Source organism: Actinacidiphila yanglinensis (assembly GCF_900107965.1).
In the GTDB taxonomy this organism is placed as follows: Bacteria; Actinomycetota; Actinomycetes; order Streptomycetales; family Streptomycetaceae; genus Actinacidiphila; species Actinacidiphila yanglinensis.
Genome location: NZ_FNVU01000009.1, coordinates 206,206 through 225,989, shown reverse-complemented (window position 1 = coordinate 225,989; position 19,784 = coordinate 206,206). Strand labels below are relative to the sequence as shown.

The window sequence follows — 19,784 nt, the reverse complement described above, 5'->3', positions numbered from 1 at the left end:
CGGGGCGGACCGTGCTCAGATCCGGGGGGGCCTGGACTCGTAGGCGGTGGACAGGACCACGGTGGTGCGGGTCGAGACGCCCGCCAGCGAGCGGATGCGGGAGAGCAGGTGCTCCAGCTCGATGGGCGTGGACACCCGCACCTTGAGGATGTAGTTCTCGTCGCCGGCCACGCTGTGGCAGGCCTCGATCTCGGGCACCTCGGCGAGCCGGTCGGCGATGTCGTCGGGGGCGCTGGGGTCGAACGGCTTGACCGAGATGAACGCGGTCAGCGACAGGCCGACCGCCTCGGGGTCGATGACGGCCGCGTAGCCGCGGATGACGCCGCGCTGCTCCAGCCGCCGCACCCGCTGGTGCACGGCCGAGGTGGACAGGCCGGTGGCCTTGCCCAGGTCGGTGTAGCTCATCCGCCCGTCGGCGACGAGCAGCTCCACGATGTGCCGGTCCAGCTCCTCCACAGCCGATGACCTTACCGGCACGAACGGGGTCGCGGTCACGGGACCGCCGGTCACGGGACCAGCAACCGGCGCAGGAAGGCGTTGCCGAAGGTGCCGCCGGGGTCGGTGGCCGCGACCAGCTCCTGGAAGTCGGCCATCCGCGGGTAGAGGCCGCGGACGGTGTCGGGGTCGGTCGTGGAGAGCTTGCCCCAGTGCGGGCGGGCCTCGTACGGGGCGAGGGCGGCCTCGATCAGGCCGAGCACCGGGGTGACGGCGGCCGGGTCCTTGTGCCAGGTGAAGTGCAGGGCGACGGTGTCGTGCCCGTACGCGGGGCTGAGCCACAGCCGGTCGGCGGCGACGGTGCGGACCTCGCAGATCTGCAGGACGGGCGCGACGTGCTCGCGCAGGGCCGCGACGGCGCTGAGGGCGGCGGTGGCGTGGGCGCGCGGCACGAGGTACTCGGACTGGAGCTCCTCGCCGCTGCTGGGGGTGAAGTCGGGGCGGAAGTGCGGCAGCCGCTCGTGCCAGGGCCCGGCGCTGCCGTCCTGCGGGGTGCAGTGCACCGGGTCGACGCCGGGCACCGGGTGCAGCGGGCCGGGCGCGGGGACGGTCCAGGGCAGTTCGGGCTCCGGCGTGCCGTCGAGGCGCTTGATCCAGACCTGCGTGAAGCGGTCGGCGCGCCAGTCGGTGAAGAGGCTGACGCTGTGCGCGGCGCCGGTGAGGGTGTCGAAGTGGGCCAGCGCGTCGGGGAGTTCGAGGCCGGTGCGGACGGTCTGCCGGACCCGGAAGGCAGGCAGCAGGTCGAGCGTGAGGTGGGTGACGATGCCGAGCGCGCCGAGCGCGACGACGGCCCCCTCGAAGCGGTCCCCGTCGTTGTCGCGGCTGAGGGTGAGGGTGTCCCCGCCGGCCGTGACCAGGTCGAGGGCGGCCACGGAGGTGGCGAGCGAACCGTTGGCGTCGCCCGAGCCGTGGGTGCCGGTGGCGACCGAGCCGCCCACCGAGATGTGCGGCAGGGAGGCGAGGTTGGGCAGCGCGAAGCCGTGCGCGTACAGCTCCGCGGCCAGCTCGGCGTAGCGCACGCCGGCGGCGACGCGGACGGTGCCGGCGGCGCTGTCGATGTCGATCTCGGCGGGCAGCGCGGTCAGCTCGACGAGGTAGCCGTCGGTGTCGGCGACGTCGTTGAAGGAATGGCCGCTGCCGAGCGCCTTGACCCGGCGGCCGCCGGAGACGAGCGCGCGCAGCTCGTCGAGCGTGGCCGGGCGGTGTACCCGCTCGGCGGCGAAGGTGAGGTTGCCCGCCCAGTTGGTCCGCATGCCGTGCCACTCCTGCCCGCCGGCTCTCCCGCCGGCACAACCCTGCTGGTCCTGCCCTTTCGCCACCCTATAAGGCGTCGGTCCGCCGACCGCCCGGGGGCGCTTCGGAGGCGTCACGGGGGCGTGGGGGCGCACCGCGGGGGCGCATGGACCGGCCCGGCGATGGATGTGACGAAGGCCACACCGCGACCGCGCGGAGCACTCCGGGTGGCGCGATTACCCGCGTAGCGCGGCGGGAAGTGCTCGCTATGGCCGCGTGCGTGAAGCCGGGCCGGCCCAACGGAGGGCATCACCCAAGGGGGAACGCAGCATGCGGAACCATGTGCGCCACAGTCGCAGCGTGCGGATGTCGCCGGCCGTCGAGCGGCCCGACCGCGACCTGGTGCTCGCCCCGGCCGGCATCGCGCCGGAAGCCACCGAGAACGCCGGGTACGCCGGGTACGCCGGAGACACAGCGGACACCGAAGGCGTGGAGACCGCCGAGGCGGCCGAGGACACTGCCGGGCGGATCGGCCCCGAGTACCTCGACGGCATCGAGGACGACGGCATCGAGGAGGACCTGGCCGACGTCGTCCGCCTGGCCTGCCCGGACTGCGGCCGGCCGATCGCGGTGACCGGCGACGACGTCGTGCTGCCCTCGCACGCGGTGTGCCCGAACCCGTGGCAGCCGTTCGGCCTGACCGTCTGCGGCGGTTCCGGTCGCGCGGTCGCCGACGCGGGGCCGCTGGAGCCGCTGGTGGTCGCCGCCGCGGGCGAGCCGCCGGCTGCCGTGCTCCCGAAGCTGCCCACCGGGCTCGACTGGCGTACGCAGCCGTTCTCCCACGTGGGGGGACCCGGCTCGCAGCCGATCCGCGTCCCCCTCCCGCGCGAGGCCGGCCCGCTGGCGGCGTAGCCACCGGAACCGGCGGCGGGCGGGGCGGCCCAGCGTGCAGCCCGCCCCTGCCGGGCCGCCGCACCCGGGACTACGGCATCAGTCGTGGATCTCCGGGCCCACCAGGTGACGGGCGATCACCAGCCGCTGGATCTGGTTGGTGCCCTCCACGATCTGGAGCACCTTCGCCTCGCGCATGTACCGCTCGACCGGGAAGTCCGCGGTGTAGCCGTAGCCGCCGAGCAGTTGCACCGCGTCGGTCGCCACCTGCATCGCGCTGTCGGTGCAGAACAGCTTCGCCATGGCCGCGTGCGCGCTGAACTCCTCGCCCGCGTCCCGCAGTCGGGCCGCCGTCAGGTACAGCGCGCGGCCCGCCTCGACCCGGCTGGCCATGTCGGCGAGCATGAACCGCAGCCCCTGGAAGTCGGCGATCGGCCGGCCGAACTGGCGCCGCTGCCCCATGTAGCCGACCGCCGCGTCCAGTGCCGCCTGCGCCACGCCGATCGCGCACGCGGCGATACCGAGCCGCCCGGCGTCCAGCGCGGCCAGCGCGATGGCGAAGCCCTGGCCCTCCTCGCCGATCCGCCGGTCGTCGGACACTTCGACCCCGTCGAAGTGCATCTGCGCGGTCGGCGAGCCCTTCATGCCCATCTTCCGCTCGGGCGGCCCGGCGCTGAGGCCCGGCGCGTCACCGGGGACGAGGTAGGCGGAGATACCGTGCGCCCCCTCGCCGCCGCTGCGGGCCAGCACCGTGTAGAAGTCGGCGACGCCGCCGTGCGTGATCCAGGCCTTGGTGCCGTCGATCGTCCAGGTGTCGCCGTGGCGCACCGCCTTCGTGCGCAGGCTCGCCGCGTCCGATCCGGAGGTCGGCTCGGACAGGCAGTACGCGCCGAGCAGGTCGCCGCCGAGCATCGCGGGCAGGTGGTCGGCGCGCTGCTGCTTGCTGCCGAACGTGGCGACGGCGTGGCTGGCCAGCGTGTGCACGCTGACGCCGAGCCCCACCGTCAGCCGGGCGGCGGCGAGTTCCTCGAGCACCTGGAGGTAGACCTCGTAGGGCTGGCCGCCCCCGCCGTACTCCTCGGGGTAGGGCAGGCCGAGCAGGCCGGAGGCGCCGATCAGGGCGAAGGTCTCCCGCGGGAAGCGACCAGCCTCCTCCTCGTCGCCGGCGGCGGGCGCGATCTCGCGCCGGGCCAGGTCACGGGTCAGATCGAGCAGGAAGCGGGCCTCGTCGGTGGGCAACTGCCGAACGACCGGCGGCGGGCCTTGCTGGGGCATGGCGGCACATCCTCCCTGTGGGGTGGCGGCGGCCCCTCGCCTGGGTGTGGTGGAGCCGTCCGGTGAGAACTACCCCGTTCCCGTCGGTATCTCCCACGCCGGATTGCGGCAACGGTGATCAACGGGTCCGGCGGATGGAGTATGCCGCATGCGGGCGCGTCCGTCACGGGAGAATCCGCGCCGGGCGCACCCTCCGGACATCCGTCGGCACCCGGTCCGCGGCGCCCTCCGGTTCGACGGGTCCGGCGGCCGGCCGGCGGGAGCGCCGAAAACGTTCGTCGTTCATGGACGGCGTATCGCGGCGTATTCCTATTCCACCGGTCGGCGACGGGTATTGGCCGCGGAACGGAATTCACCGGGCGGTGCGCTCGACGCCATCGAGTTCACCGGTCGCGGGTTGCATTCATGGACCATGCGCATGCTCGAATGGCGTATCGGTGTACCAGGCCACCATCCCGCCGGCCGTGGCCGGGAGGCGTGGGGCCGGCGGCGAGGAGGCGTTCAGCTCACGGGGGGACGCGTTCAGCTCGCGTCGGCGAGCATGAGGGTGCCCAGCTGCTCGGGCGGGGCCGGGCGGCCGTAGAACCAGCCCTGGCCGATGTCGCAGCCGAGTTCGCGCAGGTGCTCGGCCTGGGCACTGGTCTCGACGCCCTCGACGGTGACGGACAGGCCGAGGCCGTGCGCCAGGGAGACGATGCCCTCGACGATCTTCAGGTCGACCGGGTCGGCGGGGTGGTGGCTCATCCCCCGGGAGAAGGCGCGGTCGAGCTTGAGCACGCTGACCGGCAGCCAGCGCAGCGAGGACAGGTTGGAGTAGCCGGTGCCGAAGTCGTCCAGGGCGATGTCGACGCCGAGGTCGGCGATCCGCCGCAGCGGCTTCAACGCGTCCTGGTCCGCGCCGATCAGCGCGGACTCGGTGACCTCCAGGCAGAGCGACTCCGGGGCGAGCCCGGTCTCGTCCAGCACCCGGGTCACCTCGGCGACCAGGTCGGGGTGGTGGAGCTGGATCGGCGAGAGGTTGACGTTGACCCGGGGCGCGCGCGAGCCGTGGTGGTGGCGCTGCCAGACCTCGGCCTGCCGGACGGCCTGTTCCAGCACCCAGCGGCCGAGCGGCACGATCTGCCCGGTGTGCTCGGCGAGCGGTATGAACTGGTCCGGTCCCAGCACGCCGTGCACCGGGTGGCCCCAGCGAACGAGTGCCTCCGCGCCGTGCACGGCGCCGTCGCTGAGCCCGATCAGCGGCTGGTACTCGACGAAGAACTCGCCGCGCTCCAGCGCGCCGGGCAGCCGGTTGGTGAGGCCGTGCCGGGTGATCACGCGGGCGTCGGCGTCGGGGTCGGCCACCTCGTAGCGGTTGCCGCCCAGCTCCTTGGCCCGGTACATGGTGATGTCGGCGCTGCGCAGTACGTCCGCGGCGGCGTGCGAGGCGGTCGGGCTGTACACGATGCCGATGCTGCCGTGGACGGGCAGTTCGCGGCCTTCGAGCATCACCGGGGCGGACAGCGCGTCCAGGATGCGGCCGGCCAGGTCGGTGACCGCGGTGAGGCCCGGCGGGTCGGCGTGGAGGGCGACGAACTCGTCCCCGCCGATCCTGGCCATCAGCTGGTCGGGAGAGGTCAGGCAGCCGCGCAGCCGGTCCGCGACGGCGACCAGCAGCTGGTCGCCCACGGCGTGGCCGAGGCTGTCGTTGACGGTCTTGAAGCCGTCGAGGTCGAGGTAGCACAGCCCGATCCGGCGGCCGTCGCCCGTCCCGCCGTCGCTGCCGGAAGGGGCCGTCGCGGCGAGCGCCTGCTCCAGCCGCTCGAAGAACAGGGCCCGGTTGGGCAGGCCGGTGAGGGCGTCGTGGGTGGCCTCGTGGCGCAGCCGGCTCAGCAGCTGGCGGCGCTCGGTGATGTCCTCCAGCAGCGCGAGCTGGTACTGCGGGCAGCCGGTGGCGTCGCGGAGCAGCGAGACCTGGAGGTTGGCCCACAGGACAGAGCCGTCAGCCCGGGGGTACGCCTTCTCGATGTGGTAGCTGTCGCGCTCGCCGCGGACGAGCTCGCGGTTGAGCCCGCCGATGGCGTCGGTGTTCTCGGGGTGGGTCCACTCCGAGACGGTGCGCTTCATGATGTGGGACTCGCCGCCGAGCATCCGGCTGAGCGCCTCGTTGACCTCCAAAACGTGGCCGCCGAGGTCGGCGATGCCGATACCGATGGCCGCCCCCTCGAAGACCGCGCGGAAGCGGGCCTCGCTGGCGGCGAGCGCGCGTTCGGCGTCGGCCTGGGCGGCCAGCGCGGCCCGGGAGATCGACTCCTGCTCGGTGAGGGTGCGTTCGCGCAGCGCCTGGGAGAAGCCGACCGCGACGGCGTGCTGGAGCCGGGAGCACCGGGCGCGCGCCTCGTCGGCGGGCAGGCCGTCGCCGGGCGGGCAGTACAGCGCGAGGTAGTTGTCGATGATGCCGAGGATGCTGGGCAGTGCCTCGGGGTCGGTGCAATGCGCGTCGACCATGGCGGCGCCCACCGGGACGGCGGCCCGCGGATCGAACCGGTCGGCGCGCAGCGCCTCGCCGAGCACCCGGGCCAACGGCAGGAGGTAGGACTCCAGTTCGGCGCGGGTCATCGAGGTGGCGGTCGACGGGTAGACCGCGCGGCTCCATATGGCGGCGAAGCGGCGCAGGCTGTCCTCGGCCTCCGACTCGGGCTCGGGCTCGGGCTCGGCCACGGTCTCGGCCCGGGGTGCCTCCCCGGCATCGGGCACGCTCCCGGCCCGGGGCGCGAACTCGGGCACGGTCCCGGGCGCGGGCGCGGCCGGCGCGAGGAGCTCGGCGGCGTCCGCCCCGGTCCCGGACTGCCGCGCCCCGCCCCCGGCCGTGCCGGGCTCGGTGGTCACGCCTTCAACCCGACACCGGCGAGCCCGAGCATCACCACGGGGTCGTCGTCGGCGGCGGGCGGGGTCTCCGGCCGCCAGTACGGCAGGGGGACGATGCCCGGTTCGACGATCTCGAACCCGTCGAAGAACGGGGCGAGTTGCTCGGCGGTGCGGTGCACCAGCGGGCTGGTGGTGCGCTGGTACATCGTCACGATGTCGCGCTGCGCCGCGGAGTGGTCCGTCGCCTGGGCCGGGGTGGCGTGCGTCACGACCAGGACGCTGCCGGGGGCGAGGGCGTCGCGCAGGGTGGCGATCAGCTCGGCCGGGCGGTCGGCGTCGGTGAGGAAGTGCAGGACGGCGACGAGCATCAGCGCGACCGGCCGGTCCAGGTCGAGCAGCCGCCTGGTCTCGGGCGCGTCCAGGATCGCCTGCGGGTCGCGCAGGTCGGCGGCTGCGATCGCCGCGTCGGGGTTGCCCTCCAGGACCGCGCGGCTGTGCGTGACGGCGACCGGGTCGTTGTCGACGTAGACGACGCGGGCGCCGGGGCGGGCGGCCTGGGCGACCTCGTGCACGTTGCCGAACGTAGGGATGCCGGAGCCGATGTCCAGGAACTGGGTGATGCCCTGATCGACCGCGAACCCGATCGCGCGCCGCATCACGGCGCGGTTGGCCTGGCCGAGCTTGGGCATGCCGGGCAGGACCTTCATCGTGACCCGGGCCGCTTCCCGGTCGACCTCGAAATTGTGCGAGCCGCCCAGGTAGTAGTCGTAGATCCGGGACACGCTCGGCACGTTGATGTCGATGTTCTGCGGGGCCCAGGAGGGTCGCTCGGTCACGGTCGGAATCTCCAGGGTCGGGGGAGGGGGGCGCGGCAGGCGGGCGGGGCCGGAGCGGTCGGACTCCCGGGTGCTCGAACGAGGTTACTGATCACTTGTTCGGAGTGAAGCACATCACCGGAAATGCGTGGTCCGTTTTGGTCAGCAACCACCGGCATGTGCATATGCGAAAACGCGCACGTGCGGAGACGCGCACTCGCGCGGAAGGGCCCGCGGTGCAATTACACCGCGGGCCCGACCTTAGCGTGCGGAATTGATCGGATCAGTGGTTCCGCAAGGGTGGTTGACCTTCCGAGCGGATCAACAGGCCCCCTCGTCCTTCCACACCCCCCACTCGCCGGTGGTGCCGGGCTGCTCGTTCGTGGTCCACCACTGGGCCAGCCACTTGTGGCCGTTGTAGGAGACCTCGTTGCCGCCGGTGTAGACGGCGGAGGCGCTCCAGGCGGGCACGCTCGCGCATCCGCTGCCGGTCGGGGGCGAGGTCGGAGGTGTGGTGGGCGGGGAGCTGGGCGGGGTGGCGCCGGCGAACTCCACGGAGTACTTGGCGAAGTCCCAGGCGCCCTGCGTCACCGAGCTGCAGGTGCCGGAGGTGGTGCCGTTGTTGTCCGGCGGGCTGCACTGGCGGTCGCGGTTGAGCGACCAGAAGGTGAAGCGGCCCATGCCGTGACTGGTGGCGTAGTCCAGCACGGTCTGGAAGTCCGCCTGGTAGAAGTACTCGCCGGAGTCACTGCGGCCGTTCATGCCGGAGAAGCCCTCGTGCGCGTAGGCGGTGGCGGCGTCCCAGCCGAAGGTGGTCTGGAGCAGGCCGTTGAACGCGGTCAGCGCGGCGGTCTGGGAGGCGGCGCCGTTGAAGCCGCCGTCGAAGGGCATGATGGAGAAGTTGTTCGGGGTGAAGCCGATCGACTTGGCCTCGTCGAGCATCTGCTGGCCGAACCAGCCGGTGCCGGCCGCGGTGCCCGCGGTGGTGACCGAGATGTAGATGCCGGGGTTGTTCTGCTGGAGGATCTTGGCGGCGCCGAGTTCGTTGGCGACGGCCGCGGTGTTCTCGTACTCCGGCTCCTCCAGGTCGAAGTCGATCGCCTTGAGCTGGTACTTGGTGACGACCTGCTGGTACGCCGCGGCGGTGGAGGCCGCGTCGGAGCAGGCCTGGCCGAGCTTGGTGCCGCCGTAGCCGCCGATGGACACCGAGACGTCGCCGCCCTTGGCGCGGATCGCGGCGATGGTGCCCGCGACCGAGGTGTCCGAGGAGACCGCGCTGGTGCCGCCCCATGTCGGGCTGCACCCGCCGCCGTTGGGGGCGAGGATGAAGGCGAGCTGGAACGCCTTGAGCCCGGTGGCGTCCATGATGGCGGTGGCGTCCGGCGGGTTGTTGTCCAGCGGCATCAGATAGGGCGCCGCCGCGTACCAGTTGCTGCTGAGCGCGCTCGCCGCGGGTTCGGCGCCGTTGGCCTGACCGGTGCCGAGGGCGGCGGCGGTGCCCAGCCCGGCGACGGCGAGGGCGGCGGCGGCCACGCCCGTGCCGAGGGCTTTGAGACGGTTCACGTCGGACCTCCTGTGGGGGAACGTGGCAGCAGAGTCCTGCGATGATCGGAACACGTCAATAGTTTGGTCCAGACCTTTGGGTCAACCCACAAATTGGTCTCTACCACTAGACCGTTGGGCGCACGGCACGCGAACGGGCCCGGCCCCCGCACGAAGTGCGGGGGCCGGGCCCGTGACGGCGCGCGGTCGGGCGGAGGTCAGACCGCCACGCCGACGGAGGCGAGCGCGCGGCGCTGGCCCGGGCTCGGCTTCGCCGGGAAGTACAGGTACACCACGCCGCCGGATCCGGAGCCGGTCGAACCGCTGGCGAGGATCCGCTTCGTGCGCAGCCAGACCGTCTCGAACTGGGCGCGCTTGTAGACGTTGCGCACCGCGTCGTCGTCGGAGCTGGCCGGGTCGTTCATGACGACGTCGCCCTCGGCGGTGAAGCCGACCATGCACATCAGGTGGCCCGAGGTGCTGTAGTTCGACCCGTCCAGCTCGCTGGCCAGGAAGGACTGGGACGTTATCACCGGGATTCCGGCCTTCACCAGGCGCTCCGCGTCGTTGAGCGAGCGGAGCTGGGTGACGACGCCCTGGAGGTCCTTGTAGGTGGCCGCGTAGGCCGCGTTGAACGGCCAGTTGCCGCAGCCCTCGTACTGGTAGTCGTACGTGTAGCGGGCGCCCTGGTCGACCTGCGGGTCGGCGTAGGACGGGTCCACCCAGGCCATGGCGGCGGCGGTCGGACCGCGGCCCCAGTACTCGATGCACATGGTGGACGAGGTGGGGCTGCACCACGCCTCGCCGCCGTTGTCGTACTGCGGGTACTGGCCCTTGTGGATGTCCTGCGAGTAGCGCGGCACCGACAGTTCGACGGCGCCGTCCAGGCTGTACACCGACGCGGGGACGGTGAAGCGGTCCGGGACGTTGGAGGCGAACGCACCGACCCGCCACACGGTCGGGGTGTCCTTGCTGCCGGGCTTGCGGTAGAGGGTGACCCGCAGCCGGTAGGAGGCCAGCAGCTTGCCCGCGCTGGGGTCGTCGACGGCGAAGGTGTCGGTGTAGATGCTGCTGGTGTCGTCGCCCTGGTCGTCGACGGAGGTGCGGCGGATGTCCTCGTCGCCGTCGCCCGAGGTCCAACGGCCCATCACGTAAGCGGGCGTGGCGGTGCCGTCGGTGTAGGTGCCCAGCAGCTCGACCTGGATCCAGGTGCCCGCGGGGGTCTGCGCGTTCCACGACGACACCAGCTCGGTGGCCGGGTACGGGGGCTTGCGCACGGGCGAGGTCCAGGAGGCGTACTCGTACGTGGCGGTGGTGCCGGTGTGCGGGTCCGTGTAGTCCAGCGTGCCGACCGGGCGGGCGATCCGCACGCCGGGACGCGACCCGGGCACCGGGAGGGTGCCCTTGTGCTCGCCGAACAGCCAGTCGGGGTAGGTGCTCCAGCCGTGGTAGTCGACCGGTGCGGGGTCGACCGCGGGGGTGCCGCCCTTGCCGCCGCTCTTCGCGGGCAGCCCGGCGGCGCCGGTGCCGGCCGGGGCGGTGGCCGGGGCGGCGGAGGCGGTCTGCGCGTTCGAGGCGGCGACGGCGGCAGCGGCGGCGAGCGCTGCGGTCAGCACGGCCCGTCGGGGCGCGTTTCTGGTCATGTGGGTGGTACCTCGGTTCCCCTCGACGTGAACGGGAGATGGCCCGACCGGGCCTGACTCGGGCACGGCGGGTGTCGACCACTATTGCCGCTCACCTGGCCTTTCCACCAGGGGTGATGTGTTCCCAGCAGGATCAATATTGGTCTACACCACTGGCGGTCAGGCGGGAAGCACCACGAGGTCGCGCCCCGTCAGATTCAGCCGCTCGCCGCCGTCCTCGGTGCACACCGCGATGTCCTCGATGCGCGCGCCGAACCTGCCGGGCAGGTAGATTCCCGGCTCCACCGAGAACGCCATGCCCGGCTCCAGCGGGCGGGCGCTGCCGGACACGATGTACGGCTCCTCGTGCGTCTCCAGCCCGATGCCGTGGCCGGTGCGGTGGATGAAGTGCTCCCCGTACCCCGCCGCGGCGATCCGGTCGCGGCCCACGGCGTCCAGTTCCTCCGCGGTGATTCCGGGACGTACCGCGTCGGTCTGCGCCCCCTGCGCGACACGCAGCACCTCGTACAACTCGCGGAACGCGGCCGGTGGTTCGCCGACGGCGTAGGTGCGGGTGGAGTCCGAGCAGTAGCCCTCGGGGGTGGTGCCGCCGATGTCGACGACCACCGGGTCACCGGCCTTCACCACCCGGTCGGAGACCTCGTGGTGCGGGCTGGCGCCGTTGGGACCGGACCCGACGATGACGAAGTCGACGGTGGCGTGCCCGGCCGCGAGGATGGCGTCGGCGATGTCCCGGGCGATCTCCCGCTCGGTGCGGCCCGGCCGCAGCCACTCGCCCATCCTGCGGTGCACCCGGTCGATGGCGGCGCCGGCCCGGCGCAGCGCCTCCACCTCGGCCGGGCTCTTGCGCATCCGCAGCACCGACAGCACGTCCCCGGCCAGCCCGGCCTGGGCGGCGGGCAGCGCGGCCTGGAAGGCGAGCAGCTTCTCGGCCCACATCTGGTTGTCGACCGAGAACAGGGTGACGTGCGGCGGCAGGCGCCGGGCGATCAGGGCGTACGCGTCGTCGGTCTCGCCGAAGCCCACGATCTCCACCCCGAGGGCCCCGGCCGGGGAGGCTTCGGCCGCGGCCTTCTCCAGCGCGGGCACCACGAGGAAGGGATCCGCGGCCGCCGGGACCACCAGGCAGGTCAGCCGCTCCAGCGGCAGCGCCTGATAGCCCGTCAGGTAGCGCAGGTCGGCGCCGGGCGACACCAGGAGCGCGTCGAGCCCGGCGTCCTCCGCGGCCCGCCGGGCCCGGGCCAGCCGCTCGGGCGGGAAGAGTTCGGCTGCGCCGGTCGTGCCGGTGGATTCGCTCACGCCCCTACGGTAGACGGCTCCCCCGCGCAGCGCCGGGAGGTCGCCCCCACCGGGCACCCGCGGTGCCGTCGGCCCCTGCGGGCGCCCGGCGTCGTAAGGTCGTGCCGTGGCGGACATGACGCTGGCCGAGGTGGCCTCGGGAATGGACGGCCTGCCCCCGTCGTGCGGGCGGACCCGGCTCATCGCGGTGGACGGGCACGCGGGCGCGGGCAAGACCACGCTCGCCCGGGAACTGGCGGAACTGCTGGGCGGGGCCCAGGTGGTGCACACCGACGACCTGGCCACGCACGAGGAGCCGTTCGGGTGGACGGCCCGGCTTGGCGCGCAGGTGCTCGGGCCGCTCGGCGCCGGCCGCTCCGCGGTGCACCAGGTGTACGACTGGCGGTTGCGGCGGTTCGCGAGCGAGCGGGCGGTCGCCCCGAAGCCGTACCTCGTGCTGGAGGGGGTGGGCGCGGGCCGCGCGGCGATCCGGCCGCACCTCGCGCTGCTGCTGTGGCTGGAGGTGCCGGCGGCGGAGGCCAGGCGCCGCGGACTGCGCCGGGACGGCCCGGAGTTGGCCCGGTTCTGGACCGGCTGGACGGCCGCGGAGGACGCCCACTTCGCCGCCGACCCCACCCGCCCCTACGCCGACCTGCTGGTCCACCAGGAGGAGGGCGGCGGTTACCGGTTCGCGCCCGGCCCCGCCGCGCGCGAGCGGCGGCACGAACCCGCTCGTCCGTGACGGACGGTGACCGTCCGGCGGCGGCCTGCTGCCGCCTCGTACGGCCGTTCGGACGATGATCGGATGTGACCGGTGGGCGGCGGCGCGCGATCGTCGACCGATCGCCATCTTGTCGGGAACGGTCCCCCGTGATCGCTTGACCGGCCGGGTCCTTAGCAATTACGTTTTCAACCAGCGGCGCAAAGCGGCCGCTCAGCAGACGCGGAGCCCCCGATTGTTCCCCCGTGATCGGGGGCTCTGCTCTGCTCCCGCGCGCCCCTCACCGCCGCGCGGAGCACCCCGGCGCATCACCCACCGTGACGGACGGACACCGCTGGGTCCTCTCCCCCGCCACGGCGCCCTCGCACGTCCCGCTTGCCTCGGTACCCTACGGTGATCGGACCATCGCGGGTACGATGCGCGAAGGGGTCGGCGCGGTGCCTGGGGGGCATCGCGGCCTGCTCAACTCACGCCCGTCGGCCACGGGTTGGGGTGCGCGTGCCGGCGAGGCGGGGGGACGGAGTGGTGGGGACTTGATGGACTTCGACGCCGAACGTCCGGGTGCCCCGGCCGACCTGGCATGGCTGCGCGGCGTGGACGCCTACACGATGGGCGCGTACGTCCACGCCGAGGAGGAGTTCAGGTCCGCGGTCCGGATGGACCCGGGAATGGCGGACGCCTGGCTGGGCCTGCACGCGCTGCGCGCCGACACCTCCACCGCGCTGCTCCAGATGTACCGCCACCGGGACCGCTTCGGCGAGCAGCGCGCCGCCCATCGCCGCACCCTCAACTCCTGGTACTGGCTGGGCTGGTGGGTGCAGCCGGTGCTGGAGACCAGCCGCGACCTGCTGCTCGCGCACGCCTCGCACTGGCTGGACGGCCGCCATGTCGCCGAGCTCGACCGGGCGCTGGCCGACTGCCCACCGGTCGACACCGACCCGCAGGTGCGCTTCCTGCACGCCTGCCGCGCCTACCTCGTCAAGGACTGGGAACGCCTGGTCCGGCACACCGAGCCGCTGCTCGGCGACCCCGTACTCGGCATCGAGGCAGGGCTGTTCGGCGGGATGGCCCGGGTCCGGCTGGAGATGTGCGGCCAGGCCGAACCGCTGCTCGCCGCCGCCCTGATGCGCTGCCGCAGCGAGCAGCCGCAGCGCAAGGAGCTGCGCTACTGGCTCGCCCGCGCCTACGAGGGGACCGGCCGCAGCGCCGCCGCCGTGCCGCTCTACCGCGCCGTGCACCGGGTCGACCCGGCCTTCATGGACACCTCCGCCCGGCTGGCCGCGATCCACGAGTCGGACGACGGCCTCGACGAGGGCACCGGCCTGGCGGCGGTGTCGCTCGCCGGAGGCGGCGGCCAGGCCGTGCCCGAGGGCGGCGACGGCGACGGCTACCCCGCCGACTTCCCGCCCGACCCCTCCGCGGCCACCGGGCCGGGCCCCGACGCCGAGCTGGACGAGTCGCTGCTGATCACCGGGCCGCTGGACGACGCGGTACGCGACCGGACCACGCAGCCGCCCGCCGCCGGAGCGCCCGGGGCCGCCGGGCTGCCGCTCGGCGGCTCCGACCCGGTGCTGCTCGCCGAGGCACTGGCCGCGCTGGACCGGATGGTCGGCCTGGAGCCGGTCAAGCGCCAGGTGCTGGCGCTGTCCGCACAGTTGCGGATGGCCCGGTTGCGCGCGGCCCAGGGCCTGCCGGTCCAGCCGCCCAAGCGCCACTTCGTCTTCTCCGGCCCGTCCGGCACCGGCAAGACCACCGTGGCCCGCATCCTCGGCCGCGTCTTCTACGCCCTCGGCCTGCTCGGCGGCGACCACCTGGTGGAGGCCCAACGCTCCGACCTGGTCGGCGAGTTCCTCGGCCAGACCGCCGTGAAGGCGAACGAACTGATCGATTCCGCGCTCGGCGGCGTGCTGTTCGTGGACGAGGCGTACGCCCTGTCCAACTCCGGGTACAGCAAAGGGGACGCCTACGGCGACGAGGCGCTCCAGGTGCTCCTCAAGCGCGCCGAGGACAACCGGGACCGGCTCGTGGTCATCCTCGCCGGCTACCCCGAGGGAATGGACCGGCTGCTCGCCGCCAACCCCGGGCTCAGCTCGCGGTTCACCACCCGCGTGGACTTCCCCAGTTACCGGCCGGCCGAGCTGACCCGGATCGGCGAGGTGCTCGCCGGGGAGAACGGCGACGGCTGGGACGACGAGGCGCTGGAGGAACTCCACGCGATCAGCGGGCACGTCGTCGACCAGGGCTGGGTCGACGAGCTCGGCAACGGGCGGCTGCTGCGCACGCTGTACGAGAAGAGCTGCGCGTACCGGGACCTGCGGCTGTCGGAGTACCCGACGACGCCCGCCCGCGAGGATCTGGCGACGCTGCGGCTGCCGGACCTCATGCAGGCGTACGGCGAGGTGCTGTCCGGGCGGGGCCCGGGCACCCCGCCCCCCGAGCCGTCGGAGTAGCCGCGCCGCGGGCGTGCCCGGGCGGGGCCACCCGCCCGGGCCGCCGCCCTACCGGACCAGCTCCCCCGATGCCGTACCGCCCGCCGCCGGACCGGGAACCGACGCGCCGTTCTTCCGGGCGGAGGCCCGGTGCGCGGGGTAGCGGACCTCGCCGACGAGCATTTCGAGGACGTCCTCCAGGGCGACGAGGCCGAGCGTGACACCGTCGGCGTCCGTGACGGACGCGAGGTGGGTGGCGGCGCGGCGCATCGCGGTGAGGGCGTCGTCCAGCGGCAGGTCGGCGCGCAGCGTGGCCATCGGCCGCCAGAGCCGCGCGGGCACCGGCCGGTCGGGGTCCTCCACGTCGAGGATGTCCTTGACGTGCAGGTAGCCGAGGTAGCCCGAGCCGTCGGCGGCGATCGGGAACCGGGAGAAGCCGGTGCGCACCGTCAGTTCCTCGACCTCGCGGGCGGTGGCCGCGGGGCCGAGCGTGACCAACTCGTCCGGCGTGAGCAGGACTTCGGTCACCGGGCGGGTGCCCAGCTCCAGGGCGTCGGCCAGCCGCTCCTGCTCGTCGGAGTCGAGCAGCCCGGCCGCGCGGGCGTCCTCCACCAGGACGGTCAGCTCCGCGCTGGTGAAGACCGCGTCCACCTCGTCCTTCGGCTCGACCCGGAAGGCGCGCAGGGTGATCCGGGCGCAGGACCCGAGGACCGCGATCACCGGCCGGAACACCCGGGCGAAGCCGACCAGCCCGGGGGCGAGCCGCAGTGCGGCCTTCTCCGGATCGGACATCGCCAGGTTCTTCGGCACCAGCTCGCCGATCACCAGGTGCAGCGAGACCACGACGAACAGCGCCAGCACGTACCCGATGGGGTGCACCAGGTCGTCGGGTACGTGGGCCGCGGAGAAGACCGGCTCCAGCAGGTGGGCCACGGTGGGTTCGGCGACCGCGCCGAGCGTCAGCGAGCAGACGGTGACGCCGAACTGCGCGGCGGCCATCATCTGCGGCAGGTGCTCCAGCCCGTACAGGACCGTACGGGCGGCGCGCTGCGTGGCCGCGTGCGGCTCGATCTGGCTGCGGCGGACGGAGACGAGCGCGAACTCGGCGCCGACGAAGAAGCCGTTGCCGAGCACCAGCAGGACCGCGAAGAGGAGTTGGAGTGCGCTCATCGCCCGCCGACCCCCTCGGCCCGCTCCAGGTCGGCGGACTCCCCGGCCCGGCCGCGGTACCCGGAGTCGGCCCCCTCGGCCGGTTCCGGCCCCTCGGCCCCGCACTCGTCGGGTCCGGCCGGTGCGGTCCGTACGATCCGGACCCGCTCCGCCCGGTGGTGGTCGACCTCCTCGACCCGGAGCACCCAGCCGGGCAGGTCGGCGCTGTCGCCGACCTCCGGGATGCGGCCGAGCAGGTCGGCGACGAGCCCCGCGACGGTCTCGTACGGGCCCTCGGGGGCGGTCAATCCGATCCGGGCGAGGGTGTCGATCCGGCAGCCGCCGTCCGCGGCCCAGGCCGGATGGCCGTCCTCGGGCGCCGCCTGGGCGAGTTCGGGCAGGTCGACGGCGTCGTGCTCGTCGCGGACCTCGCCGACCAGTTCCTCGACGATGTCCTCCAGGGTGACCACGCCCGCGGTGCCGCCGTACTCGTCGACGACCACCGCGATCGGCTGCTCGCTGCGCAGCAGTTCCAGCAGATGCTGCACCGGCAGCGTCTCGGGCACCAGCAGCGGGGCGACGGCGATACGGGCCACGGGAGTGCGGGAGCGGGCGTCGGCGGACACCGCGAGGGCGTCCTTGAGGTGGACCATGCCGGTGGTGTCGTCCAGCCGCTCGCTGTAGACGGGGAACCGGGACAGGCCGGTGGCACGGGTGAGGTTGAGGACGTCCGCGGCGGTCGCGGTGTCCTCCAGCGCGCTGACCCGCACCCGGGGGGTCATCACGTTCTCCGCGGTGAGGTCGCCGAGCGACAGGGTGCGGACGAACAGGTCGGCGGTGTCCGCCTCCAGGGCGCCGGCGCGGGCGGAGTGCCGGGCCAGCGAGACCAGCTCGCCCGGGGTGCGGGCGGAGGCCAGCTCGTCGGTGGGCTCCACGCCGAGCATCCGCACCAGGCGGTTCGCGGCGCGGTTGAGCAGTTCGATCACGGGGCGGAACGCGCGCGAGAAGGCCCGCTGCGGGCCCGCGACCATCCGCGCGACGGCGAGCGGCCGGGACACCGCCCAGTTCTTCGGCACGAGTTCGCCGATCACCATCTGCACGCCGGAGGCGACCATCAGGCCGATCACCACAGCGAAGCCCGGGGCGGCGCCGTCCGGTATCCCGGCGGCCCGTACCGGCCCGTCGAGCAGGCGGCCGAGCGCCGGTTCGGCGAGCATGCCGACGACCAGCGAGGTGATGGTGATGCCGAGCTGGGTGCCGGAGAGCTGGAAGGAGAGCTTCCGCAGAGCGGCGACCACGCTGCGGGCTCGGCGGTCCCCGCCGGCGGCGGCCCGCTCGGCGGCGGGCCGCTCCACCGTCACCAGGCCGAACTCGGCGGCGACGAAGAAGCCGTTGGCGAGGATCAGGACAAAGGCCGCCGCGAGCAGCAGCAACGAGGTGATCATGAGGCCGCCGCCCCGCGTTTCCGGTGAGAGTTCCGGGCGGGAGGGGCGGCGCATGTACTACCGGACGGTGCGTCCATCGGGGTGTGGGTGTCACTCCTCGGTCGGGCACGGCGCGGGGCTGCGCCGGGGTGGTGTGAGGGCGCGGTGCGTGCGCTTGCTGAACCAGCGTAGTCATTGCGGGCGCCCCCGCGAAGCGACGGCGCCCACCGGGTGGCGCGGGGCACCGCCCGGCGCGGACCGCGGCCGCCCCCGCGAACCGCCGTGCCGTGCACGGCCGCGGGCGCCGCGCTCACCGCGCGGGGGCTTCGCCCAGCGCCTCGACCAGAGCGCGCAGCCGGCGCGCGTCGCGCAGCGCCTGCTGCGGGGCGATCCCGGGCTGGATCCCCATCACCGCCAGCGTGGTGCCGTCGGCCAGGTCGAGGCGGACCCAGGCGTCGCCGTGTCCGAGGGTGACCCGCAGCACCTGCGGCCAGGCCAGCCGCCGGCTCACCGTGAGGTTCACCACGGTGAGCCCGTCGGCGTCGGCGACGGCCTTGGGCCGGCTCAGCAGCGTCAGCCCCGCGCCGATCAGCACGGCGGTGCCGACCACGGTGCCCCGCTCGGCGGTGCTCCAGGGCGAGTCCCCGTCGTGCGGCATCAGCAGCGCCACGGTGGTCAGCACCGTGACGAGCGTCACGGCGAGCGTGAGCAGCACCACCCGGGTGGCCAGCGGCCGGAAGGTCACCGGCAACCCGCCGGGCACCGCGGCCGCGACGGCGGCGGACCGGGCGTCCGGCGGACCGTCCGGCGTGGGCCCGGCCGCCGCGCCGGGCGGCGTCACAGCCGGGCGGCGTGGATGCCGGTGGTCAGGATGGCGCGGGCGCCCAGGTCGTAGAGCTGGTCCATGATGAGCTGGGCCTCGGCGGTGGGCACCATCGCGCGGACCGCGACCCAGCCCTCGTGGTGCAGCGGGGAGACGGTGGGCGACTCCAGGCCGGGGGTCAGCGCGACGGCCTTCTCCACCTGCTCGACACGGATGTCGTAGTCCATCATCACGTAGCGCCGGGCGACCAGGACGCCCTGCAGGCGGCGCAGGAACTTCCGTACGTTGGCGTCCTCGGGGTCCGCTCCGGTACGGCGGATGACGACCGCCTCGGACTCCATGATCGGCTCGCCGAACGCCTCCAGGCCGGCGTTGCGCAGCGAGGTGCCGGTCTCCACCACGTCCGCGATCACCTGCGCCACGCCGAGCTGGATCGCGGTCTCCACGGCGCCGTCGAGGTGCACGAGGGACGCGGCCACGCCGCTGTCGGCCAGGTGCTTGCCGACCACGCCCTCGTAGGAGGTCGCCACGGTCAGCCCGGCCAGCTCCGCCACGCTGTTCGCGGTGCCGGGCTTGGCCGCGTACCGGAACGTCGAGCGGGCGAAGCCGAGTTGCAGGATCTCCTCGGCGCTCGCTCCGGAGTCCAGCAGCAGGTCGCGGCCGGTGATGCCGATGTCGAGCCGGCCGGAGCTGACGTAGATCGCGATGTCGCGCGGGCGCAGGTAGAAGAACTCGACGTCGTTCGCGTTGTCGAACAGGACGAGTTCCTTCGACTCCTTGCGCTGGCGGTACCCGGCCTCATGGAGCATGGCCGCCGCGGGTCCGGAGAGTGCACCCTTGTTCGGTACGGCGATGCGGAGCATGGGGTCGGGTTCCTTTTCCTCGTGGAGTGGTGCGGGGGACGTGCGGACCTGCGGGCTGTACGGGGTCGTCCGGCTCACAGATGGGCGTAGACGTCCTCCAGGGAGATCCCGCGCGCCACCATCATCACCTGGACGTGGTAGAGCAGCTGCGAGATCTCCTCGGCGGTCGCGTCGGGCCCTTCGTACTCGGCCGCCATCCACACCTCGGCGGCCTCCTCGACCACCTTCTTGCCGATCGCGTGCACGCCCTTCCCGACGAGTTCGGCGGTGCGGGACGTGCTGGGGTCGCCGGTGGCGGCCTTCTGCCGGAGCTCGCTGAACAGCTCCTCGAATGTCTTGTCAGCCATGGTGGTCCT

The 19,784-nt window shown here is 73.5% G+C and carries 16 protein-coding genes; 3 read left to right on the top strand and 13 right to left on the bottom strand.

Annotation, left to right across the window (positions count from 1 at the left end; all coding sequences use genetic code 11):
• Positions 1–15: 15 nt before the first annotated feature.
• Both C4U44_RS22125 and C4U44_RS22120 read right to left on the bottom strand, forming a co-directional pair.
• Entirely contained in the window at positions 16–456 is a 441-nt protein-coding gene (locus C4U44_RS22125) for an Lrp/AsnC family transcriptional regulator (RefSeq protein WP_103887698.1), read from the bottom strand.
• Between the two features lie 50 nt (positions 457–506).
• On the bottom strand, positions 507–1,748 hold the full coding sequence (locus tag C4U44_RS22120; RefSeq protein WP_103887697.1) for an FAD-binding protein: 1,242 nt from the start codon (positions 1,746–1,748) through the stop codon (positions 507–509).
• Positions 1,749–2,058: 310 nt separating this feature from the next.
• Between C4U44_RS22120 and C4U44_RS22115 the strand changes: the two genes are divergently transcribed.
• Positions 2,059–2,640 carry a hypothetical protein gene (locus C4U44_RS22115; RefSeq protein ID WP_235032250.1) on the top strand — a complete coding sequence of 194 codons (582 nt, stop codon included), beginning with the start codon at positions 2,059–2,061 and terminating at the stop codon, positions 2,638–2,640.
• 78 nt (positions 2,641–2,718) lie between these two features.
• On the opposite strand, the gene C4U44_RS22110 is transcribed toward C4U44_RS22115, so the two are convergent.
• From C4U44_RS22110 to C4U44_RS22085, 6 genes are all read right to left on the bottom strand, one after another.
• Entirely contained in the window at positions 2,719–3,894 is a 1,176-nt protein-coding gene (locus C4U44_RS22110; RefSeq protein WP_103887696.1) for an acyl-CoA dehydrogenase family protein, read from the bottom strand.
• A gap of 522 nt (positions 3,895–4,416) precedes the next feature.
• Positions 4,417–6,594 (bottom strand): putative bifunctional diguanylate cyclase/phosphodiesterase, encoded by a 2,178-nt coding sequence (locus tag C4U44_RS22105; RefSeq protein ID WP_235032265.1) that lies wholly within the window; start codon positions 6,592–6,594, stop codon positions 4,417–4,419.
• A 164-nt stretch (positions 6,595–6,758) separates the two neighbouring features.
• The gene (locus tag C4U44_RS22100) at positions 6,759–7,577 is read right to left on the bottom strand and encodes an SAM-dependent methyltransferase (protein ID WP_103887695.1); all 819 of its coding nucleotides are present in this window, start codon (positions 7,575–7,577) and stop codon (positions 6,759–6,761) included.
• A gap of 300 nt (positions 7,578–7,877) precedes the next feature.
• Positions 7,878–9,119: a carbohydrate-binding protein gene (locus C4U44_RS22095; protein WP_200823347.1), complete on the bottom strand. Its 1,242-nt coding sequence runs from the start codon at positions 9,117–9,119 to the stop codon at positions 7,878–7,880.
• Positions 9,120–9,316: 197 nt separating this feature from the next.
• Entirely contained in the window at positions 9,317–10,741 is a 1,425-nt protein-coding gene (locus tag C4U44_RS22090; RefSeq protein ID WP_103887694.1) for a C39 family peptidase, read from the bottom strand.
• A gap of 159 nt (positions 10,742–10,900) precedes the next feature.
• Positions 10,901–12,040: a M24 family metallopeptidase gene (locus C4U44_RS22085; protein ID WP_235032249.1), complete on the bottom strand. Its 1,140-nt coding sequence runs from the start codon at positions 12,038–12,040 to the stop codon at positions 10,901–10,903.
• 115 nt (positions 12,041–12,155) lie between these two features.
• Between C4U44_RS22085 and C4U44_RS22080 the strand changes: the two genes are divergently transcribed.
• Together C4U44_RS22080 and C4U44_RS22075 are read left to right on the top strand one after the other, a co-directional pair.
• The gene (locus tag C4U44_RS22080) at positions 12,156–12,761 is read left to right on the top strand and encodes a uridine kinase family protein (protein WP_103887692.1); all 606 of its coding nucleotides are present in this window, start codon (positions 12,156–12,158) and stop codon (positions 12,759–12,761) included.
• Positions 12,762–13,276: 515 nt separating this feature from the next.
• On the top strand, positions 13,277–15,190 hold the full coding sequence (locus tag C4U44_RS22075) for an AAA family ATPase (protein WP_103887691.1): 1,914 nt from the start codon (positions 13,277–13,279) through the stop codon (positions 15,188–15,190).
• 48 nt (positions 15,191–15,238) lie between these two features.
• Here the strand turns inward: C4U44_RS22075 and C4U44_RS22070 are convergent, their stop codons facing one another.
• The 5 genes from C4U44_RS22070 to C4U44_RS22050 form a co-directional block, all read right to left on the bottom strand.
• A complete protein-coding gene (locus C4U44_RS22070; RefSeq protein WP_103887690.1) occupies positions 15,239–16,339 on the bottom strand; it encodes a hemolysin family protein in 1,101 nt (366 codons plus the stop codon).
• On the bottom strand, positions 16,336–17,763 hold the full coding sequence (locus C4U44_RS22065; RefSeq protein ID WP_103887689.1) for a hemolysin family protein: 1,428 nt from the start codon (positions 17,761–17,763) through the stop codon (positions 16,336–16,338). The genes C4U44_RS22070 and C4U44_RS22065 overlap by 4 nt, the downstream gene beginning before the upstream one ends.
• A 289-nt stretch (positions 17,764–18,052) precedes the next feature.
• Complete coding sequence (locus C4U44_RS22060; protein ID WP_200823346.1) at positions 18,053–18,583, bottom strand: PH domain-containing protein; 531 nt, start codon at positions 18,581–18,583, stop codon at positions 18,053–18,055.
• Positions 18,580–19,428 carry an ATP phosphoribosyltransferase gene (gene hisG, locus C4U44_RS22055; protein ID WP_103887688.1) on the bottom strand — a complete coding sequence of 283 codons (849 nt, stop codon included), beginning with the start codon at positions 19,426–19,428 and terminating at the stop codon, positions 18,580–18,582. The genes C4U44_RS22060 and hisG overlap by 4 nt, the downstream gene beginning before the upstream one ends.
• A 74-nt stretch (positions 19,429–19,502) precedes the next feature.
• Entirely contained in the window at positions 19,503–19,775 is a 273-nt protein-coding gene (locus C4U44_RS22050; protein ID WP_103887687.1) for a phosphoribosyl-ATP diphosphatase, read from the bottom strand.
• Positions 19,776–19,784 lie beyond the last annotated feature (9 nt).

What these genes read in the sequence shown, in the direction of transcription:
- C4U44_RS22050 (WP_103887687.1), bottom strand. Translation starts at nt 19,775, where the DNA reads ATGGCTGACAAGACATTCGAGGAGCTGTTCAGCGAGCTCCGGCAGAAG.
- C4U44_RS22070 (WP_103887690.1), bottom strand. Translation starts at nt 16,339, where the DNA reads ATGAGCGCACTCCAACTCCTCTTCGCGGTCCTGCTGGTGCTCGGCAAC.
- C4U44_RS22080 (WP_103887692.1), top strand. Translation starts at nt 12,156, where the DNA reads ATGACGCTGGCCGAGGTGGCCTCGGGAATGGACGGCCTGCCCCCGTCG.
- C4U44_RS22075 (WP_103887691.1), top strand. Translation starts at nt 13,277, where the DNA reads ATGGACTTCGACGCCGAACGTCCGGGTGCCCCGGCCGACCTGGCATGG.
- C4U44_RS22090 (WP_103887694.1), bottom strand. Translation starts at nt 10,741, where the DNA reads ATGACCAGAAACGCGCCCCGACGGGCCGTGCTGACCGCAGCGCTCGCC.
- hisG (WP_103887688.1), bottom strand. Translation starts at nt 19,428, where the DNA reads ATGCTCCGCATCGCCGTACCGAACAAGGGTGCACTCTCCGGACCCGCG.
- C4U44_RS22065 (WP_103887689.1), bottom strand. Translation starts at nt 17,763, where the DNA reads ATGATCACCTCGTTGCTGCTGCTCGCGGCGGCCTTTGTCCTGATCCTC.
- C4U44_RS22115 (WP_235032250.1), top strand. Translation starts at nt 2,059, where the DNA reads ATGCGGAACCATGTGCGCCACAGTCGCAGCGTGCGGATGTCGCCGGCC.
- C4U44_RS22120 (WP_103887697.1), bottom strand. Translation starts at nt 1,748, where the DNA reads ATGCGGACCAACTGGGCGGGCAACCTCACCTTCGCCGCCGAGCGGGTA.
- C4U44_RS22110 (WP_103887696.1), bottom strand. Translation starts at nt 3,894, where the DNA reads ATGCCCCAGCAAGGCCCGCCGCCGGTCGTTCGGCAGTTGCCCACCGAC.